This window comes from Enterobacter sp. PL_is511, assembly GCF_055816065.1.
Window position 1 is genome coordinate 25,834 of the sequence record NZ_JBVPGP010000012.1, and the last position, 23,901, is coordinate 49,734.

The following is a 23,901-nucleotide window of genomic DNA, read 5'->3' on the forward strand; positions in this document are numbered from 1 at the left end:
TGTTCACTCTTACCGGGCGTGCTGAATTCGCCCGGCGATATCCCGCATAACGTCTCGCGCTGACTGGCTAACGCCGCCAAGCTGAAAGAAGCCATGGATGACGCCCAGCCAGCGCTGAGCGGTACACTTCACACCCTGCTCAGTCAGATGCTGATACAACATTTCTCCCTCATCGCACAGCGGATCGTACTCTGCGGTAATGATGTGCACTGGCGGAAGCCCGTAAAAATCATCGCGCCACATCGGGCTCGCTTCGGGATGCTGACGGTCAGTCTCTGCGAGATACATTTCATACCCGCTGAGCAGAGTATCCCGGGTGATAACGTAATCCGTGCCATTGAGGGCATAGCTTTCAAAACTGGCGGTGGCGTCGAGCATGGGGTAGATAAGAATAAGCTGTGCGGGTTTCCATCGCCCTTTCGCGTTGAGCCGCAATGACGTTACCAGCGCAAGATGTCCCCCCGCGCTGTCTCCGCAAAGGGTGAGCCGGTTCCTGTCGACGCCTAATTTGTCCGCATATTGCCATACCAGTTCCGCACCTCTTTCCGCATCGTCATGTGCGGCGGGGAAGGTATGCTCCGGCGCCAGCCTGTACTGAATCGCAATCACCCGGCAGTTACTGTAGCAGGCTAACTGCCGAAGTTGGTTGTCATGGGTATCAAAGCCGCCGCTGATAAAGCATCCACCGTGATAGTAGATGGCTGCAGGCAATATTTCAGGTGCATTGAGAGGTGAAAATACCCGAATGGTAAGACCCTCAAGAACAAGCGTCTCCACCTGTACGCGCGTTTCGGTCTCCCCGGAAAGCCCCGTGCTGGCAATATAGCCTGCTCGTCGCACCTCAATGCTCTGGCGACGTGACGAGGGTCGACCTGCAGCGATAAATCCCTGAACCAGTTGTGCAATACCCTGTTCCAGCGCCATGAAAATTCCCTTTTACTGTATGGATGAACAGTTTTATAGCCTGGTTTGATTCAAAAGAAAACAAGAATATTGTTGAGGGCAACAAGCTGGAAAGCGCCTCGCAAAGACGATAACGCGTCTCTCAACGAGAATGGAGGGTATCTGGCATGAAAGGCGGCGGGTCTTGCTGTCGAATTACAGGCCGGGCAAGCACGCGCTGCCCGGCACTGTCACAGGGAATTACTCCCCTTCACCCGGGAACAGGAACGGGTTGATCGAGCTGCGGGCAAAGCCCTCCTGCTCCATTTTCGCGTCCAGAATCAGCGAGGCGAGATCGTCGGCCACCGCTTCGACTTTCGGGTCTTTTTCCTGATACAGAATCTTCAGGTAAGTGCCGCAGTCGCCGCAGCTTTCGGCTTTCACCGCCGCGTCTTCATTTTCCAGCGACCAGTAGTTCAGATCGCGGGTCTGTTCGCAGTTGCTGCACTTGATGCGCACCACGTGCCACTCGGTTTCACACAGGTTGCAGTGCAGGTAGCGCAGCCCCTGAGTGGTGCCGATTTGCACCATGCTGGAGACCGGCATAGAGCCGCAGACCGGGCAGAACTGGCGCGCCTCGCCGTATTCGGCGCGCGCTTTACCCGGGATCAGGCTCGCCATTTGCGCCCAGTAGAGCGACAGGGCAGCCCAGATAAACGGCGCTTTATCGCTGCTCACCAGCGAGAAGTCAGAGGCAAACAGCGCGCTCGCCATCTCTTCCAGCTCTTGTTCGGACGCTTTTTCCAGATTCTCAATGACCGCCAGCGCGGTACCGCTCATCTCCGGCTTCAGCTCGGCAATGAGCGAATGCAGCAGCTTTTGCCAGTGCTTGTCGCGCGGCAGGACGTGAATGTCCAGCGGCGGCTTGCCCTGCGCGTTGGCTTCTTTGATGCGCGCGGTCAGATCCATTTGCAGCGGGTGATCGTACAGCACCACTTCCTGCGCGTGGGCGACCAGTGCGGCAAAACGCAGAAAATCGCCCAGCGGGTTGTTCTCTGCCAGCTCGCGCAGACGCTCTGCGCGGCGGTTGTAGAGGTTCTTGAGTCTGGGGAATAACAACGGCGGAATATAATCCGCCGTGCGTTTCTCGCTCGACCCCAGCTCATCTTGCGGGATTATGCGAATACTCATTCAGATGACTTTTCCTGTTTCTGGCGGACTTCACGGTACCAGCGCGGGTGATGCTTCTTCGCCCACGTACTGGTTACCCATCCTTCCACCATCGCGGTAATGGTGCCTTTCACCCAAAGGGCGGCGTAGATATGCACCATGATAACCACAATTAACGCCACTGCGGCAAATGAATGCAGCATCAGCGCGAATCGGATCACCGGGATTGAGAAAGCAGGCGCAAAGTACGGACGCCAGATGATCACGCCGCTCACCAGCAACAGGACCAGGAAGATAATCGCCGCCCAGAATACGCATTTCTGGCCGAAGTTATAACGCCCGGTATCACCCACTTCCTCGTTGACGACGATCTTACGAATATTCTTCGCCCAAAAGATATCATCCCGATTGATTAGGTTATGGTGCCAGTAGCGGAAAAACATAATGATGAACGACGCGAACATGATGACGCCTACAAACGGGTGCAGGATGCGCGCCAGCTGTGGTGTCCCCATGATCTGCATCAGCCAGTTGAAGGACGGGAAGAAGAACCCCAGCCCGCTTATCGCCGCCAGCATGAAGCAGAAGGCGGTGACCCAGTGGTTGATGCGTTCCGGCGCGGTGTAGCGCACGATGGTGTCACGTTTTCTCATTTGCGCACCTCGTCTTTCTCTTCATGCAGGTTGTCGTCTTCCTCTTCCGCGCGGTTCGGACCGACGCCGACGTAGTGGAAGATGCTCGCTGCGAAGGTGGCAGCAAAGCCCACCGCTGCCAGCGGTTTCCAGATGCCTTTCCAGAACTTCACGGTGGCGCTGATTTCCGGGTTCTCCGGCAGGCCGTGATACAGATTCGGCTTGTCGGCGTGGTGCAGCACGTACATCACGTGCGTACCGCCAACCCCGGCCGGATCGTACAGGCCCGCGTTGTCGTAACCACGGGTTTTCAGCTCGCCCACGCGTTCTGCCGCCAGCGTTTTCATATCCTCTTTGGAGCCAAAGTGGATCGCGCCGGTTGGGCAGGTCTTCACGCACGCAGGCTCCTGGCCGACGGTAACGCGGTCCACGCACAGGGTGCATTTGTAGACGCGGTTGTCTTCCGGGTTCAGGCGCGGTACGTCGAACGGACAGCCCGCGATGCAGTAGCCGCAGCCGATGCACTGTTCGGACTGGAAGTCGACGATGCCGTTGGCATACTGAATGATAGCCCCTTCTGACGGACATGCCTTCAGGCAGCCCGGATCCGCACAGTGCATACAGCCGTCTTTGCGGATAAGCCATTCCAGTTTGTCGTTCTGCTCCACTTCCGAGAAACGCATCACCGTCCAGGACTTGGCGGTCAGGTCCGCCGGGTTGTCGTACACCCCGACGTTGTGACCCACTTCGTCACGCAGATCGTTCCACTCTGAACACGCCACCTGACAGGCTTTACAGCCGATACAGGTGGTCACGTCGATAAGCTTCGCCACTTCCTGCTGGTGGTCCCGCGCCTGAGGCGCGGGCGTGAAACCGTTAGTCGCGGAACGACGGATAATGTCTTGAGATTGATAAGCCATAAGTCGTCTCCGTTACACCTTTTCCACGTTCACGAGGAAGGCCTTAAACTCCGGCGTCTGCGTGTTCGCATCACCGACGAACGGCGTCAGGGTGTTCGCAATGAACCCTTTCTTCGCCACGCCCTCATAACCCCAGTGAATCGGAATACCGATGGTATCCACCTGCTGACCGTGAACGTTCAGCGTGCGAATACGCTTGGTCACCACCGCCTTGGCTTTAATGTAGCCGCGGTTAGAGGAGACCTTCACGGTATCGCCATGGGCAATCCCGAGCTTGTTCGCCAGCTTCTCGCCGATCTCCACAAACTGTTCCGGCTGCGCGATGGCGTTAAGCAGCGCGTGCTTGGTCCAGTAGTGGAAATGCTCGGTCAGACGGTAGGTGGTACCCACGTACGGGAACTTGTCTTTTTTACCCAGCGCTTCAAAGTCGCCCTTGAAGATACGGGCAGCCGGGTTAGAGACCACGTTCGGGTGCAGCGGGTTGGTGCCCAGCGGCGTCTCAAACGGCTCGTAGTGTTCCGGGAACGGACCTTCCGCCATCTTATCGATAGCAAACAGGCGTCCCATCCCTTCAGGCTGCATGATAAACGGCCCAACGTCGCTGCCCGGTGCGGCAGTGCTGTAGTCCGGAATATCCACGCCGCCCCATTTCGCGCCGTCCCACTTCAGAAGCTGACGCTTCGGATCCCACGGGTTGCCCTGCGGGTCAGCGGATGCGCGGTTATAGAGGATGCGGCGGTTAAGCGGCCACGCCCATGCCCAGCCCAGCGTATTGCCGAGGCCCGACGGATCGGCGTTATCGCGGTTGGCCATCTGGTTGCCCTTCGGCGTCCAGCTACCGGCAAAGATCCAGCAGCCGCTTGACGTGGTACCGTCATCGCGCAGGTGGGCGAAGGTACTAAGCTGATCGCCTTTCTTCGCCAGCACGGTGCCGGTGGCCGGGTCGATAACGTCCGCCAGCGCCTTACCGTTGCTCTCCATCGCCACTTCTTCTGGCGCAGGGTTTTCCGGCGTCGAGTAGTTCCAGGTCATGTTCAGGACCGGTTCCGGGTTCGCGCCGCCTTCTTCCGCATACATCTTACGCAGGCGCAAGAAGATACCGGCCAGGATCTCGCCGTCGTTCATGGCGATGCCCGGGGCGTCCGCGCCTTTCCAGTGCCACTGCAGCCAGCGTCCGGAGTTAACGATAGACCCGTTCTCTTCCGCGAAGCAGGTTGACGGCAGACGGAACACTTCGGTCTGAATCTTCGACGGATCGACGTCGTTCGATTCACCGTGGTTCTGCCAGAAGGTCGAGGTCTCGGTATTGAGCGGGTCAATCGTCACCAGGAACTTCAGCTTCGACAGAGACTCAACAACCTTGTTCTTGTTCGGGAACGATGCCACCGGGTTAAAGCCCTGGCACAGATAGCCGTTCACTTTGCCCTGGTGCATCATCTCGAAATACTGCAGCACGTCGTAGCCTTTGTCCCACTTCGGCAGCCAGTCAAAGCCCCAGCTGTTTTCCGCCGTCGCTTTATCGCCGAAGAACGCTTTCATCATGGAGACGAAGAACTTCGGATAGTTGCCCCAGTAGTTCACCTGGCCTTCAAGCAGCGGTTTAGGCGTGCTGGCCTTCAGGTAGGTTTGCAGGTCGGTCTGTTTCTCGCTTGGCAGGTTCATGTAACCCGGCAGGCTTTGAGACAGCAGGCCGAGGTCGGTCAGACCCTGAATGTTGGAGTGACCGCGCAGGGCGTTCACGCCGCCGCCTGCCATCCCTATGTTGCCGAGCAGGAGCTGAACCATCGCCATGGTACGGATGTTCTGCGCGCCGATGGAGTGCTGCGTCCAGCCGAGGGCGTACAGGAACGACGCGGTTTTGTCCTTCGCGCTGGTTTCGGCGATCAGCTCGCACACCTTCAGGAAGTCCGCCTTCGGCGTACCACAGATGTTTTCGACAACCTCCGGCGTGTAGCGGGAGACGTGCTCTTTCAGCAGGTTCCACACGCAGCGCGGGTGTTGCAGGGTGGTGTCGCGCTTCGCAAAGCCTTTCTCATCCAGCTCGTAGTTCCAGCTGGTTTTATCGTACTTGCGTTTTTCGGCGTCGTAACCGCTGAACAGGCCATCTTCGAAGTGGTAATCCTCACGCACGATCAGGCTAGCGTTGGTATAGGCTTCGGTGTATTCGCGGTTGTATTTTTCGTTGGTCATCAGGTACAGCAATACGCCTGACAGGAAAGTGATGTCAGTACCTGAACGAATAGGGGTGTAGAAATCCGCCACTGACGCAGTACGCGTAAAGCGGGGATCGATCACAATCAGTTTCGCACCGTTGTGGATTTTGGCTTCCATCGCCCAGCGGAACCCGACAGGGTGCGCTTCAGCGGCGTTACCGCCCATCACCACAATGAGGTTGGCGTTCTTGATGTCGACCCAGTGGTTGGTCATCGCACCGCGACCAAATGTTGGAGCAAGACTTGCTACCGTTGGTCCGTGTCAGACACGCGCCTGGTTGTCGACCGCGAGCATACCGAGTGCGCGCGTAAATTTCTGGGTTAAATAACCGGTTTCGTTGCTGGAAGCAGAGGCACACAGCATCCCGGTGGAGAGCCAGCGGTTGACCGTAACGCCGTCGGCGTTCTTCTCAACAAAGTTGGCATCGCGGTCTTCTTTAATGTGTTTTGCGATGCGATCAAACGCCTCTTCCCAGCTGATTTGCTGCCATTTGTCGGAGCCAGGCGCGCGATATTCAGGGAATTTGAGGCGGCTTTCGGAGTGGATAAAGTCCACCAGACCGGCCCCTTTCGGGCACAATGCGCCGCGGTTGACCGGATGATCCGGGTCGCCTTCGATATGGAAAATAGACGCTTTGGCGTTTTTAGCACCGTCGCCGAGGCTATACATTAACAGCCCGCAACCGACAGAGCAGTACGTACAGGTATTACGGGTTTCACGGGTGCGCAGCAGTTTATACTGCCGCGTTTCCGCCAGCGCTACGCCGGGCGCAAAGCCCAGTGCCGCTGCCGTGGTGCCTGCCATACCGCCAGCGCAGATCTTAAAGAACTGCCTTCTGCTGACCTGCATGGGTCACTCCTTGTTTCGACATTGCTTACATATGTAGTTTTGACTTCGCGGTTGAAGAATGACCGCAAAGGAGAAAAATTTGCGTTAATCCCTCAATTCCACGAGGGATATCATCAGAATACCACATTGTCGGTACCGCTGTTCTAATGGCGTTAATACAAAGTGAACGTATTATCACCATGTTGATTATAAAGTGTGATATTGATCACATTAACAGCTCTGCATGTTAAAGCGGTGTAGCCGGTGGCAGGTTGCACCCCTGCTAAATGAGTAGGAGAATGGTTGTCGAAAAGTTGATCCATACTATGCGTAACGCCTGTGGATTATGCTGCAATAGCAGGCTCACCTCCGTGGTTGTTCAGGAATACCGCTGTGTCTAAACAAAACCGTGCTCCCCACTCGTCACCACTGCCTGCGGGCATTGTGGAACTGTCGGTACACAGACCGCCCCACATCACCCATGCCACGCCGGATTTTCTGGCGGAAGAGGTGCCCGTTGCGCTCGTTTACAACGGTATCTCGCATGTCGTGATGATGGCTTCGCCAAAAGATCTTGAGCTGTTCGCCATCGGTTTTTCCCTCTCGGAAGGCATCATCGAGCATCCGCAAGACATCTACGGCATGGACGTGGTGCAGGCCTGCAACGGTCTCGAAGTGCAAATCGAACTCTCCAGCCGCCGCTTTATGGGGCTGAAAGAGCGCCGCCGCGCGCTGGCCGGGCGTACCGGCTGTGGCGTCTGTGGCGTTGAGCAACTCAATGATATTGGTAAACCCGTTGCGCCATTGTCGTTTACTCAGACCTTTAATCTGGCTCACCTCGACCATGCGCTTGAGCACCTGAACGATGTACAGCCCATCGGCCAGCTGAGCGGCTGTACGCACGCGGCGGCATGGGTGTTGCCGTCGGGAGAGATTGCCGGTGGGCATGAGGACGTTGGCCGCCATGTGGCGCTGGATAAGCTGCTGGGGCGCCGGGCGCGTGAAAGTGACGTCTGGAAGCAGGGGGCGGCTCTCGTTTCCAGCCGGGCCAGCTACGAGATGGTGCAAAAATCCGCGATGTGCGGTGTGGAAATTCTGTTTGCGGTCTCAGCCGCAACGACGCTGGCGGTGGAGGTGGCGGAGCGCTGTAACCTGACGCTGGTGGGCTTCTGCAAGCCGGGAAGGGCAACCATTTATACCCATCCACAGCGATTAATTCTTAATCAATAATTTTGAATGATAATAGCAAATCCTTCCGCTTTTAGTTGTTCATGATGAGGTCTAGTATTTATCTCATCAAGGCACGGTGCCTTACCTAAACAACTTAATGAAAGGGTTTATATTATGAAAAGCATCAAAACTTTTGTCGCTGTAATCGCTCTGGCTACTTCTTTCGGTTCTTTCGCTGCTCAGACCGTGACCGCAACCGCGTCAACCATTGACGGCGCAGAAGCGAAAATCGCGGCTCAGGCTCAGGAAGCCGGCGCGTCATCTTACAAAATTACCCAGGCGTTCTCAGGTAACCGCGTACACATGACCGCTGAACTGACGAAATAAGCTGTCACACCGTCGAAAGAGCGCCCCCGGGGCGCTTTTTTAGTTTATGCCAGCCACGCGCAGCAGCGCGGTTACCACTGCCGCCGCCACGATCACCACAATTAACGGCATTTTCCGCCAGGCCAAAAACACCGCAAACGCCACGCCCAGCACGCGCGCCATTCCTGCGAAATGTTCGCCCTCATAAAACGTGGTCGCCAGCGCCACGGAAAACAGCAGCACTGTTGCCGCGTCCGAAAGCAGCGCCTGAGAGCGTTCTGACAGTGCCAGCCTGCTGCCCAGTTTCGCCCCGCCAAGACGCATCAGGTACGTTCCCGCAGACAAAATGGCGATGCCGAGAATAAAAAACGTCATATTTCCCATTATTTTTTCCTCGCAGCAAGACCCAGTAAAGAGAGCAGCACCGGTAATCCTACCGGGGCAAACGGCACGGCAGCCAGTGATAGCGCGGCACCGCTGCAGGCGCGGATTAGCGTGGTACGGTTTTTAAATGCGGGAACCACCAGCGCCAGTAATATGGCCGGGAATACCGCGTCCAGGCCGATGGTTTCCGGGTCAGGTAACAGTTTGCCAACCATTGCGCCCAGCAGCGCGCCGAGCGGCCAGACGATGGCGACGCCTAAGCCGCACAGCCAGTAGGCGGCCTTACGCTGCTCGGCGGTTTTTTGCGACAGGCCAAACACCACGCTTTCGTCGTTCATAATGTGGCAACCCAACAGGCTCAGGCCGCGTTTGCCTACCAGTTCACGCACCGTCACGCCAAACGGCACGTGCCGCGCGTTGACCAGCAACCCCGCGGCTGCGGCTGCCAGTGGGTTACCGCCGCTTGCCACAATGCCGATAAACATAAACTCTGACGCGCCCGCGAGTACGGTGATGGAGAGTACAAACGGTACCCAGACCGGGAAACCGTAGGCCATCGCCAGGGAGCCGTAGGACATCCCGACCACGCCCACCGCGAGGCAGACCAGGATAATTGCTTTTATGGTGTCGCCTTTCAGGCAAGAGAGATGATGCTTCATACAATTTTAGCCATATCGAACGTGTATCCATTATAATGAACGCAACGAAACTGATTTTCAAGACGAACGATTCGTTCGTTTTATAGAACAAGAGGCCGTTATATGACGCAGCCGATCAGCCTGATCGCCAAAAGTCTGGTGCGAGAACGCCTGCGAACCGGGCTTTCACTGGCGGAAATTGCCCGCCGTGCCGGGATCGCAAAATCCACCCTTTCCCAGCTGGAGTCCGGCAACGGTAACCCTAGCCTGGAAACGCTGTGGTCGCTTTGCGTGGCGCTGGATATTCCTTTCGCCCGCCTGCTTGAGCCGCAGTTGCCGACCACACAGGTGATCCGCCGCGGTGAAGGGACGAAAGTGGTCGCCGGACAGGCTAATTACGAGGCTATTTTACTGGCCGCATGCCCCCCCGGCGCGCGCCGCGATGTTTATCTTCTGATGACCCAGCCGGGTGCAGACCGTATTTCACAGCCGCATCCGCCGGGCTCGGTTGAACATATTATTGTGACGCAAGGTCGGGCGCTGGTTGGCCTGCTTGACGCGGCGGAAGAGCTCGGCGCAGGGGATTACATTTGTTATCCCGCCGACCAGCCGCACATCTTTAAAGCCCTGGAGCCAGACACTTACGCGCTGCTGGTGGCGGAACAAAACTAACCCGACAATGCTGTCGTCTTCGCGGCAGCATCTTCCGTTAACCTCCTGAGTGAATTACCCATTTTGGCTTTTGTCAGAATGTGAATAACCTTATAAAAACTACGGCATTGATAATCATTTTCAATATCATTTAATTAACTATAATGAACCAACTGCTTACGCGGCATTAACAGCTGTGCCGCCCGACAATAATGGAGAGGATTATGAGTTATACACTGCCATCCCTGCCGTATGCCTACGACGCACTGGAACCGCATTTCGACAAGCAGACGATGGAAATCCATCACACTAAACACCATCAGACCTATGTGAACAACGCGAACGCCGCGCTGGAAAGCCTGCCAGAGTTCGCTAACCTGCCTGTTGAAGAGCTGATCACCAAGCTGGACCAGCTGCCAGCGGACAAGAAAACCGTTCTGCGTAACAACGCTGGCGGCCACGCTAACCACAGCCTGTTCTGGAAAGGCCTGAAAACCGGTACCACCCTGCAGGGCGACCTGAAAGCGGCTATCGAGCGCGACTTCGGTTCCGTGGACAACTTCAAAGCGGAGTTCGAAAAAGCCGCGGCTACTCGTTTCGGCTCTGGCTGGGCGTGGCTGGTTCTGAAAGGTGACAAACTGGCGGTGGTTTCTACTGCTAACCAGGACTCCCCGCTGATGGGTGAAGCGATCTCTGGCGCATCGGGCTTCCCAATCCTGGGTCTGGACGTGTGGGAACACGCTTACTACCTGAAATTCCAGAACCGTCGCCCGGACTACATCAAAGCCTTCTGGGACGTGGTGAACTGGGACGAAGCTGCAGCACGTTTCGCCGCTAAAAAATAAGGTTGCGTTGACGCCTGTGAGAAGCGAGTCTTATGACTCGCTTTTTTTGTATCTGCGTAATGGAGGCAGCAATGCATTACCCGGTGAACGTGTTTACAGGCAAGGTAAGGGAGTACGACGGCAGTCGCCCGAGCGCCATCGCTAAAATTCAGGTCGACGGTGAGCTGACGCTTACCGACCTCGGGCTGGCGGGTGACGAGCAGGCCGAAAAGAAAATCCACGGCGGGCCCGAGCGCGCGCTGTGCCACTACCCGCGCGAGCACTATCAGCACTGGAAAGCCGAATTCCCCGAACAGGCGGATCTGTTTGTCGCGCCCGCGTTCGGTGAGAACCTCTCGACCGAAGGGCTGACCGAGCAAAACGTCTTTATCGGTGATATTTACCGCTGGGGCGATGCCCTGATTCAGGTGACGCAGCCGCGCTCGCCGTGCTTCAAGCTCAACTACCATTTCAGCATTCATGACATGTCGGCTCAGATGCAAAACGCGGGTAAAACCGGCTGGCTGTACCGTGTGGTGCTGGCTGGGCAGGTTTCAGCGGACGCACCGCTTGAGCTGGCATCACGCCTGAGCGATGTGTCTGTTTATGACGCCTGCGCCATTGCCTGGCATATGCCGTTTGATGACGAACAGTATCACCGCCTGCTGTCGGCGGCGGGGTTGTCGACCAGCTGGACGCGCACCATGCAAAAACGGCGGCTCAGTAACAAAATTGAAGACAATGCCCGTCGGTTATGGGGTAAATAGGTTTCTCTTTCGTTCGTCTCCCCCGTGCTAACGGGGGATGCTCCCTTCTTTTACACCGTACTCAACCTTTCCTTGCTTCATTCCTGATACATGGCCCACAAAAAAAGTGTTGGCCATGTAAAAACACTTGAGAATTCTTCCGGCTCAAATATCTTATGATCAAATTGGTTTAAACCAGATGGTGTGGGATGAAAGAAAAAAACTACGTGGATGTGCTCAGGGAACGTTTTGAACGCTGGCTGAGTGAACAAAACTTACCGGCTGGCTCGAAGCTACCGTCTGAGCGCGAGTTGTGCGAACTGCTGGATGCCAAACGCATGACCTTACGGCAGGTGCTGATTGAGCTGGAGGTGGGTGCACGGATATTTAGAAAGAACCGCAGCGGCTGGTTTATTTCTGCTAAGCGCTTTATCTATAACCCAAAATCCCTCTCCAGTTTTAATGCGGAAGCCCGTGCCCAGGGGCGAAATCCCTCCTGGGGCTATTTATCCCGTGAGAGCATGGAGAGCGTGCCGCATCAGGTTGAGAGGGTGTTTCCCGCGTCTGAGAATTGCTATCGGGTAACAGGATGGTGTGGGCTCGATGAACATAAGGTTTTTTACCACGAGTCATATATTGATGCAGAAACCGCGCCGGGATATATCCATAAACTGGAGAATCAGTCGTTTGCCAGCGTTTGGGAAGATGAATTCGGTCATACCTTAACCATTAAAGAGATGATCTTCAAACCGGTCAATATGCCGGAGCTGGCCTGCAAAGAACTGGGTGTGGCACCGAATACTTACGGAATTTTGGTGGAAAAACACCGAGCGACACGGGATAAAAAAGTGGTGCAGGTCGATTTTGAATACTGGCGCCTTGAATCAGTGGAACTCGTTATTCATGATGAATGAGAAGAAAAATGAAAAATATTGATAAAGTGCGGCTGGCGGAACGTGCGAGAAATATACCTCTCTATCTGCACGCCTACGCGTTTCATTTAAATATGCGCTACGAACGCGTATTGCCGGGTGATTTGTTAGATATAGCGTATCAGCAGAAATTAAAGGGGGTAAAAATTCATGTCGAAGACGGTGAAACGCAATCCCTGCAAAAATTAAATGACCAACAGTTACGCACGTTTAAAGAAAAAGCGCAAGGCTATCATCTGGATATTCATATTGAAACCAGCGCTTCGGATAAAGCGACGCTGGATGATGCGATCCGTATCGCCCTGGCGACGGGAGCGACCTCGGTGCGCTTCTACCCGCGTTATGAAGGGTATCTGAAAGACGTGCTCGATAGAATTGCCAGCGATATTGCGTATTTATCTCGTTATGACGATTGCGGCCTGAGTTTTACTATTGAACAACATGAAGATTTACAGGGCCATGAACTGGTGACGCTGGTGAAAAACAGCGGGATGAAAAACCTCTCCATTCTGTTCGACTTTGGCAATATGATTAATGCCAACGAAGAGCCGCTGGCGGCATTAGAGGTTATGGCCCCCTTGATTACCCAGGTGCATATTAAAGATGCGCGGATTATTAACGAGGGGAAAGGTTGGGGACATGAAGCCTGTCGTACCGGATACGGTGATCTACCTGTGGAGGAGATGCTAAAAAGATTACTACTTTTAGGTGATGAGCAACCCCAGGTCACCTCTTTTGGCTTAGAAGAAGAGGTGGAATATTATGCTCCTGCGTTCCGTTTCGACGATGAAGGGAATAACCCCTGGATACCGTGGCGAAATGCGAGCTATACCCCATTGCCCGACAGCACGATGGTAGATGCCCGTCTTGCGGAGGAAAAACATCACGCCCTTTCTCAAATTCAGTATATACGTAACGTGTGTCAAAAATTTATAACAACCTGACTAGTATTTAGATCGTTAAAAAAGAACGTCAACATGAAGGCCATTTCATTTTGAGCTGGCTGAGGATTATTGCATTCATTTTCTGATTGAGAACGTTTTCTCAACCTACGCTAAGGGTGTTAATTATGTTCATGAATAAATGGGCACGACTCTGCTTTTTGATTTTAGGCGGCGGGACGATATTCAAACTTTCCAGTATGAAAGATGTCTTTTATGTACCTATGCAAAATGACTGGGGATTAACCAATACCCAAATTGGTTTAAGCTTTACGGTATATACTATTGTCCAGACAACGGGCCTGTTCCTCTCTCTGTATATTGCCGACCGTTACTCTAAAAAAATACTGCTGCCGTTTGGTTTAATCGGCGTGGGATTGTGCGGCCTCTACTTATCCACGCTGCCGTCATTTACCGGGTATCTGCTCTGTTTTGCGGCGATGGCCTTTTTCGCTGACGTAGTTTACTGGCCAGTATTGCTGAAAGCGGTGCGTCTGCTGGGAACGCAGGAGGAACAGGGGCGTATGTTTGGCTTTCTTGAGGCTGGCCGCGGCGTGGTGGACGTGGTTGTTGCCTCCGGGGCACTGTTCGTCTTTGTGCACTTCGGGGAAGGCAAAGCGGGCATGCAGGCGGGGCTGTTATACTACACGCTGATTACCCTGGTCGCAGGGGTGATCACCTACTTCATTGTCGATGACGACAAGGTCAAAGGCAGCGAAAAGGGGAGTGCCAACATGGAGGTGCTCAAGGGGATCAAACATATCCTCTCCTGCGCCAACGTCTGGCTGGCCGCGTTTGGCATTTTCTTCGTGTACGCTGCCTACTGCGGGCTGACATACTTTATCCCTTTCCTCAAAGATATCTATATGCTTCCGGTTGCGCTGGTGGGAGCCTACGGCATTATCAACCAGTATGCCCTGAAAATGGTGGGGGGACCGGTGGGCGGTTTCCTGGCGGATAAAGTGGCAAAATCGCCTACTGTCTACCTGAAGTGGACCTTCCTGATTGCCGCCGCGGCGATGATTGTCTTTATGCAGCTACCCCACCAATCGATGAACGTCTATATCGGGATGGCGGCAACCTTAGGTTTTGGGGCGATTATTTTCTCGCAGCGCGCCATTTTCTTCGCGCCGATGGATGAGATAGGCACCCCGCGTGAGTATGCCGGCTCGGCAATGGCGTTTGGCTGCATCATCGGTTACATGCCCGCCATGTTTGCTTACACGCTTTATGGCTGGCTGCTGGATACCCACACCGGTATCGCAGGCTACAACTATGTTTTTAGCGTGATGATCGCGTTCAGCCTGATGGGATTCGTCTGCTCAACGCTGCTGGTGAAACGGATCAAAAAGCAGAACCGCGCGGCAGTCACCGCGGAGGTATAAGGTCAGCTGTCCCCGGCAAACGCCGGGGACAGGGCGTCATGAACGTTTGTACAGCGGCAGCCAGAGGGTCAATCGCAATCCACCCAGCGGACTGTCATCGGCTTTCACCCAGCCACGGTGCTGCTGCATGGCGGTTTCCACAATCGCCAGGCCCAGCCCCGTACCCCCCGATTCCCGGTCGCGCGCCTCATCGGTACGATAGAACGGACGGAAAATCTGCTCGCGGTCTTCCGGGCTGACGCCAGGACCGTCGTCGTCGACAATGACGGTGATCCCGTCTTTATCCACCGAGAACGCCACCTCAATCTTCGTGTGCGAGTAGCGCAGGGCGTTACGCACGATATTCTCCAGCGCGCTTTCCAGCGTGTTGGGGTTACCGTACAGCGGCCATGGACCCGGTGGGAAGTTGACGGTGAAGGATTTACCCATCTGTTCCGCTTCGAACGCCGCGTTGTCCAGCACCTCGTGCCACAGGTGATTGGCTTTCACCGTTTCGCTGACCAGCGCGTTTTTCTGCTGATTGCGCGACATGACCAGCAGGTCGTTGATCATGCTGTCCAGGCGGTGAGCTTCTGTTTCAATACGCTCCAGCTCTTTGCTCTCACCGCTGCGGCGGCGCAGCAGCGCGGTGCCAAGCTGCAGGCGGGTAAGCGGGGTACGCAGTTCGTGCGAGATATCCGACAGCAGACGTTGTTGTGCGGTCATCATGCGATCGAGAGCGCTCACCATCTGGTTAAAACTGGTCCCGGCGGCAAGGAATTCCTGCGGTCCGGCTTCCAGTTCAGGGTGTTGTCGCAGGTTACCCTGCGCCACTTCATCGGCGGCATTTTTCAGCTTACGCGCCGGTTTTGCCAGGCTCCACGCCAGCCATAACAGCAGCGGCGAGCTGACCAGCATAGTAACAATCAGCAGCAGGAGAGGGCGGTCAAACAGCAGGTTGATAAAGTCGGACTGGGAGCTGCTCGCGGGGCGAATCAGGTAGAGCTGATAGTTATCCTCGCCATCTCTGACGGAGAACGGCCCTACCATTTCTACGCGGCCATATTTCTTCTTCTGGGGATGATCGGCGTTATCCGCCTGGCCAATGAAGTTGCGGATAATCTGCATTTCATTGCGATCGGCCCCAATGACGCGGCCTTCGCTGGTCACCAGCAGCAGGCGTTGTCCGGGCGGCGCCCACTTGTCGATAGCGCGAAATAATCTGCGCCACCACATTAAATCGTTCGGCGGGTCGTTTGCCAGCTCGGCTTCCACGTGCTGCTCGATCATCACGCCCTGACGTTGCTCGCTGTCGAGAAGCTCCGTCATCTGGCGTGAGTCGAGTTTTGGCAACATCAGTACGAGCATTAAAACTAGTGCCAGCGTCAGCCAGAAGATGGCGAAGATGCGGGCGGTTAAGCTTCCTATCATGAAGCGGAAACCATCAGATAACCGCGACCACGCAGGGTTTTAAACCATGGGTGACCGTCTTTACGCTCCGGCAGCTTACGGCGCAGGTTAGAGATGTGCATGTCGATGGCGCGGTCAAACGGGGTCAGACGCTTGCCCAACACTTCCTGACTTAAATGCTCACGCGAGACCACCTGGCCGAGGTGCTGTGCCAGCAGATACAGCAGGGTGAACTCCGTGCCGGTGAGTTCCAGCGTCTGGCCATCAAAGCTTGCTTCCTGACGGCCCGGGTTCAGGCTCAGGGAGTCGACTTCAAGGGTAGGTGAGCTGTTGTCGGTATTTTGCTGCTGCTCGCTCCAGTGGGAACGACGCAGGATCGCGCGAATACGGGCGACCAGTTCGCGGTCGTTAAACGGCTTCGGTAAATAGTCATCCGCGCCCAGCTCAAGGCCGAGTACGCGATCGAGTTCGCTGCCGCGAGCGGTCAGCATGATTACGGGAGTCTGGTGTGTCTGGCGAAGTTCTTTCAACGTATCAATACCGTTTTTCTTCGGCATCATCACGTCGAGCAAAAGTAAATCGATGCTGTCGTCAAGGAGACTCAGCGCCTGCTCGCCATCATGGGCAACCAGGACGTTGAAACCTTCCATGTCGAGCAACTCCTTTAAAAGGGATGTGAGCTCTCGGTCATCATCAACTAACAGGATTTTATTCATTGTTTAAATACCTCCGAGGCAGAAATTACGACATCAAGGCTGTCTAATCCATGACTTTACGTTGTTTTACACCCCCTGACGCATGTTTGCAGCCTGAATCGTAGACTGTCTCTCGTTGAATCGCGACACGAAAGATTTTGGGAGCAAGTGATGCGCAAAGTTACCGCTGCCGTCATGGCCTCAACGCTGGCGTTCAGTGCGTTTAGCCAGGCTGCTGTAGCTATCATCAGCGATAACGGTTCCTCACAAGAGGACACAACGCAGCACAGTAGCCAAAGCCATATGTTTGACGGCATAAGTTTAACCGAACATCAGCGTCAACAGATGCGAGATCTGATGCAGAGGGCGAGACACGACCAGCCCCCTGTTAATGTTAGCGAAATGGAGACAATGCATCGCCTTGTCACCGCAGAAAATTTTGACGAAAGCGCTGTGCGCGCTCAGGCCGAAAAAATGGCACAGGAACAGGTTGCTCGCCAGGTTGAAATGGCGAAGGTCCGCAACCAGATGTTCCACCTGCTAACGCCCGAGCAGCAAGCGGTTTTGAACACCAGACATCAGCAGCGTATGGATCAGCTGCGTGAGGTTGCACGGATGCAGCGAAGCTCAGAAACGACGTTTTTCAGTAGCAATAGCAGTACCCGTAGTAACCAGTAAACCCTGTTTTCCTTGCCATAGACACCATCCCTGTCTTCCCCCACATGATGTGGGGGTTTTTTTTGCCCCGCATTCTGATTTGTTAACCGTTTATTCATCCTTCGACTCCACATGCTTCCGTTATACTAGCGGCATGACATGACAGGAGCGTTTATGAATCAATCCTATGGAAGACTGGTAAACCGGGCCGCCATGGCCGCGACGATCATGGCGTCGTGTTTGCTGGTCATTAAGGTTTTTGCGTGGTGGTATACCGGATCGGTCAGTATTCTGGCGGCGCTGGTGGACTCGCTGGTCGATATTGCCGCCTCGCTGACCAACCTGCTGGTGGTGCGTTACTCGCTGCAGCCAGCGGATGAAGAGCACACGTTTGGGCACGGCAAAGCGGAGTCGCTGGCCGCGCTGGCGCAGAGCATGTTTATATCCGGTTCCGCGCTGTTCCTGTTTCTCACCGGCATTCAGCATCTCGTCTCGCCGACACCAATGAACGATCCCGGTGTCGGCGTCGTTGTGACGATTGTCGCGCTTATATGCACACTTGTTCTGGTAACGTTCCAGCGCTGGGTCGTTCGCAAAACGCAAAGTCAGGCCGTACGGGCGGATATGCTTCATTATCAATCTGATGTTATGATGAATGGGGCTATTCTTATTGCGCTCGGTCTGGCCTGGTATGGCTGGCATCGGGCCGATGCGTTGTTTGCGTTAGGGATTGGTATCTATATTTTATATAGCGCCCTGCGGATGGGGTATGAAGCGGTGCAATCACTGCTTGACCGCGCCCTCCCGGACTCAGAACGAAATGAAATTTTTTCTATCGTGACCTCCTGGCCCGGCGTCAGCGGTGCACACGATCTTCGAACGCGGCAGTCAGGGCCGACCCGCTTTATTCAGATTCACATTGAAATGGAAGACAACCTGCCACTGGTTCAGGCTCACGTGATAGCTGAGCAGGTCGAGCAGGCGATTTTGCAGCGTTTTCCTGGTTCAGACGTCATCATTCACCAGGATCCCTGCTCGGTTGTACCCGGTCATGTTGGGCTTTCGTAATTCGTTGTAAAAAAGTGAGCCAGGCCAGCATTTTGTGTATAAATTACCGCCATTTGGTCTGACCTGAATCAATTCAGCTGGAAGGGATTGATATACTATTTGCAGTATTCGTTGGTCGATAAGTTTCTTCCGGCAACAGATTTCAATTTTGCATTCCTAAGTTCAGAGGTAGTCATGATTAAGAAAATCGGTGTGTTGACAAGCGGCGGTGATGCGCCGGGCATGAACGCGGCAATTCGTGGTGTTGTCCGTGCAGCGCTGACGGAAGGCCTGGAAGTTTTTGGCGTTTATGACGGTTATCTGGGCCTGTATGAAGATCGTATGGTTCAGCTCGACCGTTACAGCGTGTCTGACATGATCAACCGTGGCGGTACTTTCCTCGGTTCTGCGCGCTTCCCGGAATTCCGTGATGAACACGTTCGTGAAGTGGCTATCGAAAACATGAAGAAACGCGGCCTGGACGCCCTGGTGGTTATCGGTGGTGACGGCTCCTACATGGGTGCAAAACGTCTGACCGAAATGGGTTTCCCGTGCATCGGTCTGCCGGGCACCATCGACAACGACATCAAAGGTACTGACTACACTATCGGCTTCTTTACCGCGCTGGGTACCGTTGTTGAAGCGATTGACCGTCTGCGTGACACCTCGTCTTCTCACCAGCGTATCTCTATCGTTGAAGTGATGGGCCGTTACTGCGGCGACCTGACCCTGGCGGCAGCCATTGCGGGCGGTTGCGAATTTATCGTCGTGCCAGAAGTCGAATTTAGCCGTGAAGATCTGGTGGCTGAAATCAAAGCGGGCATCGCGAAAGGTAAAAAACACGCGATCGTGGCTATCACCGAGCACATCTGTGACGTTGACGAGCTGGCGAAGTACATTGAAGCCGAAACCAAACGCGAAACCCGCGCGACCGTACTGGGTCACATCCAGCGTGGCGGTTCCCCAGGCCCTTACGACCGTATTCTGGCGTCTCGTATGGGCGCGTACGCTATCGATCTGCTTCTGCAGGGTCACGGCGGCCGCTGCGTCGGTATTCAGAACGAAAAACTGGTTCACCATGACATCATCGACGCGATTGAAAACATGAAGCGTCCGTTCAAAGGTGACTGGCTGGACTGCGCGAAAAAACTGTACTGATCGGCGTTTTTTGCCCGGTGGCGCTGCGCTTACCGGGCCTACAAAAGCACGGTTCGTAGGCCGGGTAAGGCGAAGCCGCCACCCGGCTTTTTTATGTGTACACGCTTTTTTATTCCACTACGTTATACCCAATCTTTTTTTATTCTTTAATCCTCGATTCGCTTTCTGGCACGCTGCATTCATCAAAACACTACACAAGAGAGCTGGGCGATGAATAAATGGGGCGTGGGTTTAACATTATTGCTGGCATCGACCAGCGTTCTGGCTAAGGACATCCAGTTACTGAACGTGTCATACGACCCGACGCGTGAGCTGTACGAGCAATACAACAAAGCGTTTGCAGCACACTGGAAACATGAAACCGGCGACAACGTCGTGGTTCGCCAGTCTCACGGTGGTTCTGGCAAGCAGGCGACCTCCGTTATCAACGGGATTGAAGCCGACGTGGTGACCCTGGCGCTGGCCTACGATGTTGACGCGATCGCCGAGCGTGGCCGTATCGACAAAAATTGGATCAAACGCCTTCCGGATAACTCCGCGCCATACACGTCGACCATCGTTTTCCTTGTACGTAAAGGCAACCCGAAACAGATCCATGACTGGAATGACCTGATTAAGCCGGGCGTGTCAGTCATCACGCCTAACCCGAAAAGCTCTGGCGGTGCTCGCTGGAACTACCTGGGCGCATGGGGCTACGCGCTGCACCATAACAATGGCGATCAGGCCAAAGCGCAGGAGTTCGTGAAAGCGCTGTATAAAAACGTTGAGGTGCTGGACTCCGGCGCGCGTGGCGCCACCAACACCTTCGTCGAGCGCGGGATTGGCGACGTGCTGATCGCATGGGAAAACGAAGCCCTGCTGGCTACCAATGAACTGGGTAAAGACAAGTTCGAGATCGTGACCCCAAGCGAATCGATTCTGGCTGAGCCAACCGTCTCCGTGGTCGATAAAGTGGTTGAGAAGAAAGGCACCAAAGCGGTAGCAGAAGCCTACCTGAAGTATCTGTACTCGCCAGAAGGCCAGGAAATTGCGGCGAAAAACTTCTATCGTCCACGCGATCCGGCCGTTGCGAAGAAATACGAAAGCGTATTCCCTAAACTGAAACTCTTCACCATTGATGACGAGTTCGGTGGCTGGACCAAAGCGCAGAAAGAGCACTTCTCTAACGGCGGCACCTTCGACCAGATCAGCCAGCGCTAACCCCTTAGCCCATGACACGGTGACCCGGCGTGAGAAATCCGCCGGGTTTTTTATTTGGTCATCATTTTGCGTTACTCTTTTGCCTCTATTGAAAACAGGGAACGCGTTGTGAAAAAAATTATCTTATTGCTCCTCATTGTCATCGCCCTTGCCGCAGGCGGCTGGTACTGGATGAAGGTGGGTAATCCGAATGCGTTGCGACATATCGTTCTCGACCAGTGTGTGCCGAATCAGATCCAGAACCGTAACCCGGCACCGTGTGCGCAGGTGAAAACGGACGCAGGCTACGTGGTGTTTAAAGATCGCAACGGGCCGCTGCAGTACCTGCTGATGCCAACCTACCGCATCAACGGCACCGAAAGCCCGCTTTTGACCGAAGCGCACACGCCGAACTTTTTCTGGCTGGCCTGGCAGTCGCGCAGCTTTATGACTCTGAAGCGCGGCTCCGAGGTGCCTGACAGCGCCATTTCGCTGACGATTAACTCGCCGACAGGGCGCACGCAGAACCATTTCCATATTCATATCTCCTGCCTGCGCCCGGACGTGCGCGAGAAGCTCAACGCGGCACAGGGAGAAATCAGCACCCAGTGGCTGCCTCTTCCCGGAGGGCTGGAAGGACATGAGTATCTTGCTCGCCGGGTGACGGAAAATGAACTGGTGCAGCGCAGCCCGTTCATAATGCTGGCTGAAGAGCTGCCGGAAGCGCGCGACCATATGGGGCGCTTTGCCCTGGCGATGGCGCAGCAGTCGGATGGCTCGTTTGTGTTGCTGGCGACCGAGCGCAATCTGTTGATGCTCAACCGCGCGTCGGCAGAGGAATTGCAGGATCATCAATGCGCTATCCTGAAGTAACCCCACCATAAATCGCGTTTACTCGGGCTGCCTGTCACCGTAGACTTGCTGAAAAATTCTACAGGAGACAGGTATGTCGCTCTGGTTAACGTATCCTCTGCTGCTACCCTCACTGATTGTTGGCGTCACCATCGTTCTGTGGGCGACGTCGTTATTGCCGGAATTCATCACCGCGCTGCTGTTCTTCACGGCGGCGATGACCGCCAGAATCGCCCCGCCGGAGGTCATCTTCGGCGGTTTTGCCTCGTCGGCTTTCTGGCTGGTATTCAGCGGCTTTGTGCTCGGCGTGGCGATCCGTAAAACCGGACTGGCGGACAGGGCCGCCCGGGCGCTGTCGTCAAAGCTCACCGACTCCTGGGTATTAATGGTAGCGAGCGTGGTGCTGCTGAGCTATGCGCTGGCGTTTGTGATGCCGTCGAACATGGGACGTATTGCGCTGCTGATGCCGATTGTCGCGGCGATGGCAAAACGCGCCGGTATCGCCGACGGCTCCCGCGCCTGGTTTGGTCTGGCGCTGGCGGTAGGGTTCGGGACTTTCCAGCTTTCGGCGACGATTCTGCCCGCTAACGTCCCTAATCTGGTGATGAGCGGTGCGGCGGAAGGCTCGTACGGCATCCATCTGAACTATGTCCCGTATCTGCTGCTGCACACGCCGGTGCTGGGCATTCTCAAAGGCCTGATCCTGATTGGCCTGATCTGCTGGCTATTTCCCGGTAGCCCGAAACCGCCGAAGGAACAGGCGCCGTCTGAGCCTATGGGGCGGGACGAAAAGCGTCTCGCCTGGCTGCTGGCGGTGGTGCTGGGGATGTGGGTGACGGAGAGCTGGCACGGCGTGGGACCCGCGTGGACGGGGCTGGCGGCGTCGATCATCGTTATGCTACCGCGTATAGGTTTTATCACCGGGGAGGAGTTTTCTGCGGGGGTGAATATGCGCACCTGTATCTACGTTGCCGGTATTTTGGGGCTGGCGATCGTCGTGACCCAAACCGGCATCGGAACGGCGGTGGGCGAGGCGTTGCTCCGCATTATGCCTCTGGATGCAGACCGACCGTTCACCAGTTTCCTGGCGCTGACCGGTATTACCACCGCACTCAACTTCATTATGACCGCCAACGGCGTGCCGGCGCTTTACACCACCCTGGCGCAGAGCTTCTCGGACGCGACCGGCTTCCCGCTGCTGTCGGTGATCATGATTCAGGTGCTGGGCTATTCTACGCCGCTGCTGCCGTATCAGGCGTCGCCGATTGTGGTGGCGATGGGGCTCGGGAAGGTGCCTGCAAGGGCGGGGATGGTGCTTTGTCTGGCGCTGGCGGTGGCAACTTATCTGGTGCTGCTGCCGCTGGATTATCTGTGGTTTAGCGTGTTAGGTAAGTTGTAGCGTTTTTGTAGGGCGGGTAAGCGCAAGCGCCACCCGCCACAAAGGCAATTACGCCTGTTTAGCCGCTTCTGCCGCTTTAACGATCACCGCGAAAGCGTCCGCTTTCAGGGATGCACCGCCAACCAGTGCGCCATCGATGTCTGGCTGGGTGAACAGCTCAGCAGCGTTGGAGGCGTTTACGGAACCGCCGTACTGGATGATCACTTGCTCAGCGACTTTGGCGTCAGCTTTCGCAATGTGGTCACGGATGAATTTGTGAACCGCCTGAGCCTGCGCAGGGGTTGCTGATTTGCCGGTACCGATCGCCCAGACTGGCTCGTAAGCGATAACCGCGCCTTCGAACGCTGCCGCGCCCTGGGTTTTCAGCACGGCGTCGATCTGACGTGCGCACACTTCTTCGGTTTTGCCCGCTTCGTTTTCTGCTTCGGTTTCACCGATGCACAGAACCGGGATCAGACCCTGCTCTTTCAGCACGGCGAATTTCTTCGCGATGAACTCGTCAGATTCTTTGTGATAGGTGCGACGCTCGGAGTGGCCGATGATGATGTATTTCGCGCCGATATCTTTCAGCATTTCAGCGGAGGTTTCACCGGTGAACGCGCCAGACAGGTTAACGTCAACGTTCTGCGCGCCCAGAATGATGTGGCTGCCGTCAGCGGCGTGTTTAGCCAGATCCAGGTACATATCCGGCGGAGCGATAGCAACCGCGCAGCCCGTCACGCCAGCCAGCTCTTTACGCAGGTTCGCAACCAGTTCGTTTACCATGTGGCGGCTGCCGTTCAGTTTCCAGTTACCCATCACTAAAGGATGTCGCATTTCAATTCTCCACGCTCAATAAGCGA

24 protein-coding genes are annotated in these 23,901 nt (G+C 55.3%); 14 read left to right on the top strand and 10 right to left on the bottom strand.

Annotation, left to right across the window (positions count from 1 at the left end; all coding sequences use genetic code 11):
- Positions 1–9: 9 nt before the first annotated feature.
- The 5 genes from AC0TN7_RS01015 to fdnG form a co-directional block, all read right to left on the bottom strand.
- On the bottom strand, positions 10–924 hold the full coding sequence (locus AC0TN7_RS01015) for an alpha/beta hydrolase (RefSeq protein ID WP_248166368.1): 915 nt from the start codon (positions 922–924) through the stop codon (positions 10–12).
- Between the two features lie 219 nt (positions 925–1,143).
- Positions 1,144–2,073: a formate dehydrogenase accessory protein FdhE gene (fdhE, locus tag AC0TN7_RS01020; RefSeq protein ID WP_008501833.1), complete on the bottom strand. Its 930-nt coding sequence runs from the start codon at positions 2,071–2,073 to the stop codon at positions 1,144–1,146.
- Entirely contained in the window at positions 2,070–2,705 is a 636-nt protein-coding gene (gene fdoI, locus AC0TN7_RS01025) for a formate dehydrogenase cytochrome b556 subunit (protein WP_008501832.1), read from the bottom strand. Before fdoI ends, fdhE begins: the two co-directional genes overlap by 4 nt.
- Positions 2,702–3,604: a formate dehydrogenase subunit beta gene (gene fdxH, locus AC0TN7_RS01030; protein WP_008501831.1), complete on the bottom strand. Its 903-nt coding sequence runs from the start codon at positions 3,602–3,604 to the stop codon at positions 2,702–2,704. The genes fdoI and fdxH overlap by 4 nt, the downstream gene beginning before the upstream one ends.
- A gap of 12 nt (positions 3,605–3,616) precedes the next feature.
- Positions 3,617–6,667, bottom strand: coding sequence for a formate dehydrogenase-N subunit alpha (fdnG, locus tag AC0TN7_RS01035; RefSeq protein ID WP_473701769.1), 3,051 nt, complete (start codon positions 6,665–6,667; stop codon positions 3,617–3,619).
- Positions 6,668–7,039: 372 nt separating this feature from the next.
- Between fdnG and fdhD the strand changes: the two genes are divergently transcribed.
- Together fdhD and AC0TN7_RS01045 are read left to right on the top strand one after the other, a co-directional pair.
- Positions 7,040–7,876 carry a formate dehydrogenase accessory sulfurtransferase FdhD gene (fdhD, locus tag AC0TN7_RS01040; protein ID WP_061716289.1) on the top strand — a complete coding sequence of 279 codons (837 nt, stop codon included), beginning with the start codon at positions 7,040–7,042 and terminating at the stop codon, positions 7,874–7,876.
- A gap of 114 nt (positions 7,877–7,990) precedes the next feature.
- The gene (locus AC0TN7_RS01045) at positions 7,991–8,203 is read left to right on the top strand and encodes a YdgH/BhsA/McbA family protein (protein WP_023309747.1); all 213 of its coding nucleotides are present in this window, start codon (positions 7,991–7,993) and stop codon (positions 8,201–8,203) included.
- A 39-nt stretch (positions 8,204–8,242) separates the two neighbouring features.
- Here AC0TN7_RS01045 and AC0TN7_RS01050 read toward each other — a convergent pair whose 3' ends face one another.
- Both AC0TN7_RS01050 and AC0TN7_RS01055 read right to left on the bottom strand, forming a co-directional pair.
- A complete protein-coding gene (locus AC0TN7_RS01050; protein ID WP_024909205.1) occupies positions 8,243–8,566 on the bottom strand; it encodes an AzlD domain-containing protein in 324 nt (107 codons plus the stop codon).
- Positions 8,566–9,225: an AzlC family ABC transporter permease gene (locus tag AC0TN7_RS01055; RefSeq protein WP_023333870.1), complete on the bottom strand. Its 660-nt coding sequence runs from the start codon at positions 9,223–9,225 to the stop codon at positions 8,566–8,568. Before AC0TN7_RS01055 ends, AC0TN7_RS01050 begins: the two co-directional genes overlap by 1 nt.
- Positions 9,226–9,327: 102 nt before the next feature.
- Here AC0TN7_RS01055 and AC0TN7_RS01060 point away from each other — a divergent pair, with 102 nt between their 5' ends.
- From AC0TN7_RS01060 to AC0TN7_RS01085, 6 genes are all read left to right on the top strand, one after another.
- Positions 9,328–9,876 carry a helix-turn-helix domain-containing protein gene (locus tag AC0TN7_RS01060; protein WP_023309744.1) on the top strand — a complete coding sequence of 183 codons (549 nt, stop codon included), beginning with the start codon at positions 9,328–9,330 and terminating at the stop codon, positions 9,874–9,876.
- A gap of 203 nt (positions 9,877–10,079) precedes the next feature.
- On the top strand, positions 10,080–10,700 hold the full coding sequence (gene sodA / locus AC0TN7_RS01065; RefSeq protein ID WP_003861999.1) for a superoxide dismutase [Mn]: 621 nt from the start codon (positions 10,080–10,082) through the stop codon (positions 10,698–10,700).
- Between the two features lie 71 nt (positions 10,701–10,771).
- Positions 10,772–11,446: a 6-hydroxyaminopurine reductase gene (gene yiiM / locus AC0TN7_RS01070; RefSeq protein ID WP_463727429.1), complete on the top strand. Its 675-nt coding sequence runs from the start codon at positions 10,772–10,774 to the stop codon at positions 11,444–11,446.
- Positions 11,447–11,634: 188 nt separating this feature from the next.
- Positions 11,635–12,339 (top strand): UTRA domain-containing protein, encoded by a 705-nt coding sequence (locus tag AC0TN7_RS01075; RefSeq protein WP_048989393.1) that lies wholly within the window; start codon positions 11,635–11,637, stop codon positions 12,337–12,339.
- An 8-nt stretch (positions 12,340–12,347) separates the two neighbouring features.
- Positions 12,348–13,301 carry a TIM barrel protein gene (locus AC0TN7_RS01080; RefSeq protein ID WP_024909202.1) on the top strand — a complete coding sequence of 318 codons (954 nt, stop codon included), beginning with the start codon at positions 12,348–12,350 and terminating at the stop codon, positions 13,299–13,301.
- 131 nt (positions 13,302–13,432) lie between these two features.
- A complete protein-coding gene (locus AC0TN7_RS01085; protein WP_152680688.1) occupies positions 13,433–14,683 on the top strand; it encodes an MFS transporter in 1,251 nt (416 codons plus the stop codon).
- 36 nt (positions 14,684–14,719) lie between these two features.
- Here the strand turns inward: AC0TN7_RS01085 and cpxA are convergent, their stop codons facing one another.
- A complete protein-coding gene (gene cpxA / locus AC0TN7_RS01090; protein WP_014885717.1) occupies positions 14,720–16,093 on the bottom strand; it encodes an envelope stress sensor histidine kinase CpxA in 1,374 nt (457 codons plus the stop codon).
- Entirely contained in the window at positions 16,090–16,788 is a 699-nt protein-coding gene (gene cpxR / locus AC0TN7_RS01095; protein WP_006179159.1) for an envelope stress response regulator transcription factor CpxR, read from the bottom strand. The genes cpxA and cpxR overlap by 4 nt, the downstream gene beginning before the upstream one ends.
- A 150-nt stretch (positions 16,789–16,938) precedes the next feature.
- On the opposite strand from cpxR, the gene cpxP reads away from it, so the two are divergent.
- The 6 genes from cpxP (at position 16,939) to AC0TN7_RS01125 (ending at position 23,059) form a co-directional block, all read left to right on the top strand.
- On the top strand, positions 16,939–17,445 hold the full coding sequence (gene cpxP, locus AC0TN7_RS01100) for a cell-envelope stress modulator CpxP (RefSeq protein WP_045909112.1): 507 nt from the start codon (positions 16,939–16,941) through the stop codon (positions 17,443–17,445).
- Between the two features lie 153 nt (positions 17,446–17,598).
- Complete coding sequence (gene fieF, locus AC0TN7_RS01105; RefSeq protein ID WP_473701770.1) at positions 17,599–18,492, top strand: CDF family cation-efflux transporter FieF; 894 nt, start codon at positions 17,599–17,601, stop codon at positions 18,490–18,492.
- 174 nt (positions 18,493–18,666) lie between these two features.
- Complete coding sequence (gene pfkA / locus AC0TN7_RS01110) at positions 18,667–19,629, top strand: 6-phosphofructokinase (RefSeq protein WP_023309696.1); 963 nt, start codon at positions 18,667–18,669, stop codon at positions 19,627–19,629.
- A 210-nt stretch (positions 19,630–19,839) separates the two neighbouring features.
- Complete coding sequence (locus AC0TN7_RS01115) at positions 19,840–20,829, top strand: sulfate ABC transporter substrate-binding protein (RefSeq protein ID WP_473701771.1); 990 nt, start codon at positions 19,840–19,842, stop codon at positions 20,827–20,829.
- Positions 20,830–20,937: 108 nt separating this feature from the next.
- Positions 20,938–21,681 (top strand): CDP-diacylglycerol diphosphatase, encoded by a 744-nt coding sequence (locus AC0TN7_RS01120; RefSeq protein ID WP_473701772.1) that lies wholly within the window; start codon positions 20,938–20,940, stop codon positions 21,679–21,681.
- Positions 21,682–21,754: 73 nt separating this feature from the next.
- Positions 21,755–23,059, top strand: a complete 1,305-nt coding sequence (locus AC0TN7_RS01125; protein ID WP_024909196.1) for an SLC13 family permease — start codon at positions 21,755–21,757, stop codon at positions 23,057–23,059.
- Positions 23,060–23,107: 48 nt separating this feature from the next.
- Here AC0TN7_RS01125 and tpiA read toward each other — a convergent pair whose 3' ends face one another.
- The gene (gene tpiA, locus AC0TN7_RS01130; RefSeq protein WP_014172206.1) at positions 23,108–23,875 is read right to left on the bottom strand and encodes a triose-phosphate isomerase; all 768 of its coding nucleotides are present in this window, start codon (positions 23,873–23,875) and stop codon (positions 23,108–23,110) included.
- Positions 23,876–23,901 lie beyond the last annotated feature (26 nt).

Coding starts and splice junctions, on each gene's coding strand:
- fdoI (WP_008501832.1), bottom strand. CDS start 2,705: ATGAGAAAACGTGACACCATCGTGCGCTACACCGCGCCGGAACGCATC.
- AC0TN7_RS01015 (WP_248166368.1), bottom strand. CDS start 924: ATGGCGCTGGAACAGGGTATTGCACAACTGGTTCAGGGATTTATCGCT.
- AC0TN7_RS01045 (WP_023309747.1), top strand. CDS start 7,991: ATGAAAAGCATCAAAACTTTTGTCGCTGTAATCGCTCTGGCTACTTCT.
- AC0TN7_RS01055 (WP_023333870.1), bottom strand. CDS start 9,225: ATGAAGCATCATCTCTCTTGCCTGAAAGGCGACACCATAAAAGCAATT.
- fdhE (WP_008501833.1), bottom strand. CDS start 2,073: ATGAGTATTCGCATAATCCCGCAAGATGAGCTGGGGTCGAGCGAGAAA.
- fdxH (WP_008501831.1), bottom strand. CDS start 3,604: ATGGCTTATCAATCTCAAGACATTATCCGTCGTTCCGCGACTAACGGT.
- cpxR (WP_006179159.1), bottom strand. CDS start 16,788: ATGAATAAAATCCTGTTAGTTGATGATGACCGAGAGCTCACATCCCTT.
- fieF (WP_473701770.1), top strand. CDS start 17,599: ATGAATCAATCCTATGGAAGACTGGTAAACCGGGCCGCCATGGCCGCG.
- cpxA (WP_014885717.1), bottom strand. CDS start 16,093: ATGATAGGAAGCTTAACCGCCCGCATCTTCGCCATCTTCTGGCTGACG.
- AC0TN7_RS01125 (WP_024909196.1), top strand. CDS start 21,755: ATGTCGCTCTGGTTAACGTATCCTCTGCTGCTACCCTCACTGATTGTT.
- cpxP (WP_045909112.1), top strand. CDS start 16,939: ATGCGCAAAGTTACCGCTGCCGTCATGGCCTCAACGCTGGCGTTCAGT.
- AC0TN7_RS01060 (WP_023309744.1), top strand. CDS start 9,328: ATGACGCAGCCGATCAGCCTGATCGCCAAAAGTCTGGTGCGAGAACGC.
- tpiA (WP_014172206.1), bottom strand. CDS start 23,875: ATGCGACATCCTTTAGTGATGGGTAACTGGAAACTGAACGGCAGCCGC.
- AC0TN7_RS01075 (WP_048989393.1), top strand. CDS start 11,635: ATGAAAGAAAAAAACTACGTGGATGTGCTCAGGGAACGTTTTGAACGC.
- AC0TN7_RS01115 (WP_473701771.1), top strand. CDS start 19,840: ATGAATAAATGGGGCGTGGGTTTAACATTATTGCTGGCATCGACCAGC.
- AC0TN7_RS01050 (WP_024909205.1), bottom strand. CDS start 8,566: ATGGGAAATATGACGTTTTTTATTCTCGGCATCGCCATTTTGTCTGCG.
- pfkA (WP_023309696.1), top strand. CDS start 18,667: ATGATTAAGAAAATCGGTGTGTTGACAAGCGGCGGTGATGCGCCGGGC.
- yiiM (WP_463727429.1), top strand. CDS start 10,772: ATGCATTACCCGGTGAACGTGTTTACAGGCAAGGTAAGGGAGTACGAC.
- AC0TN7_RS01080 (WP_024909202.1), top strand. CDS start 12,348: ATGAAAAATATTGATAAAGTGCGGCTGGCGGAACGTGCGAGAAATATA.
- sodA (WP_003861999.1), top strand. CDS start 10,080: ATGAGTTATACACTGCCATCCCTGCCGTATGCCTACGACGCACTGGAA.
- AC0TN7_RS01085 (WP_152680688.1), top strand. CDS start 13,433: ATGAATAAATGGGCACGACTCTGCTTTTTGATTTTAGGCGGCGGGACG.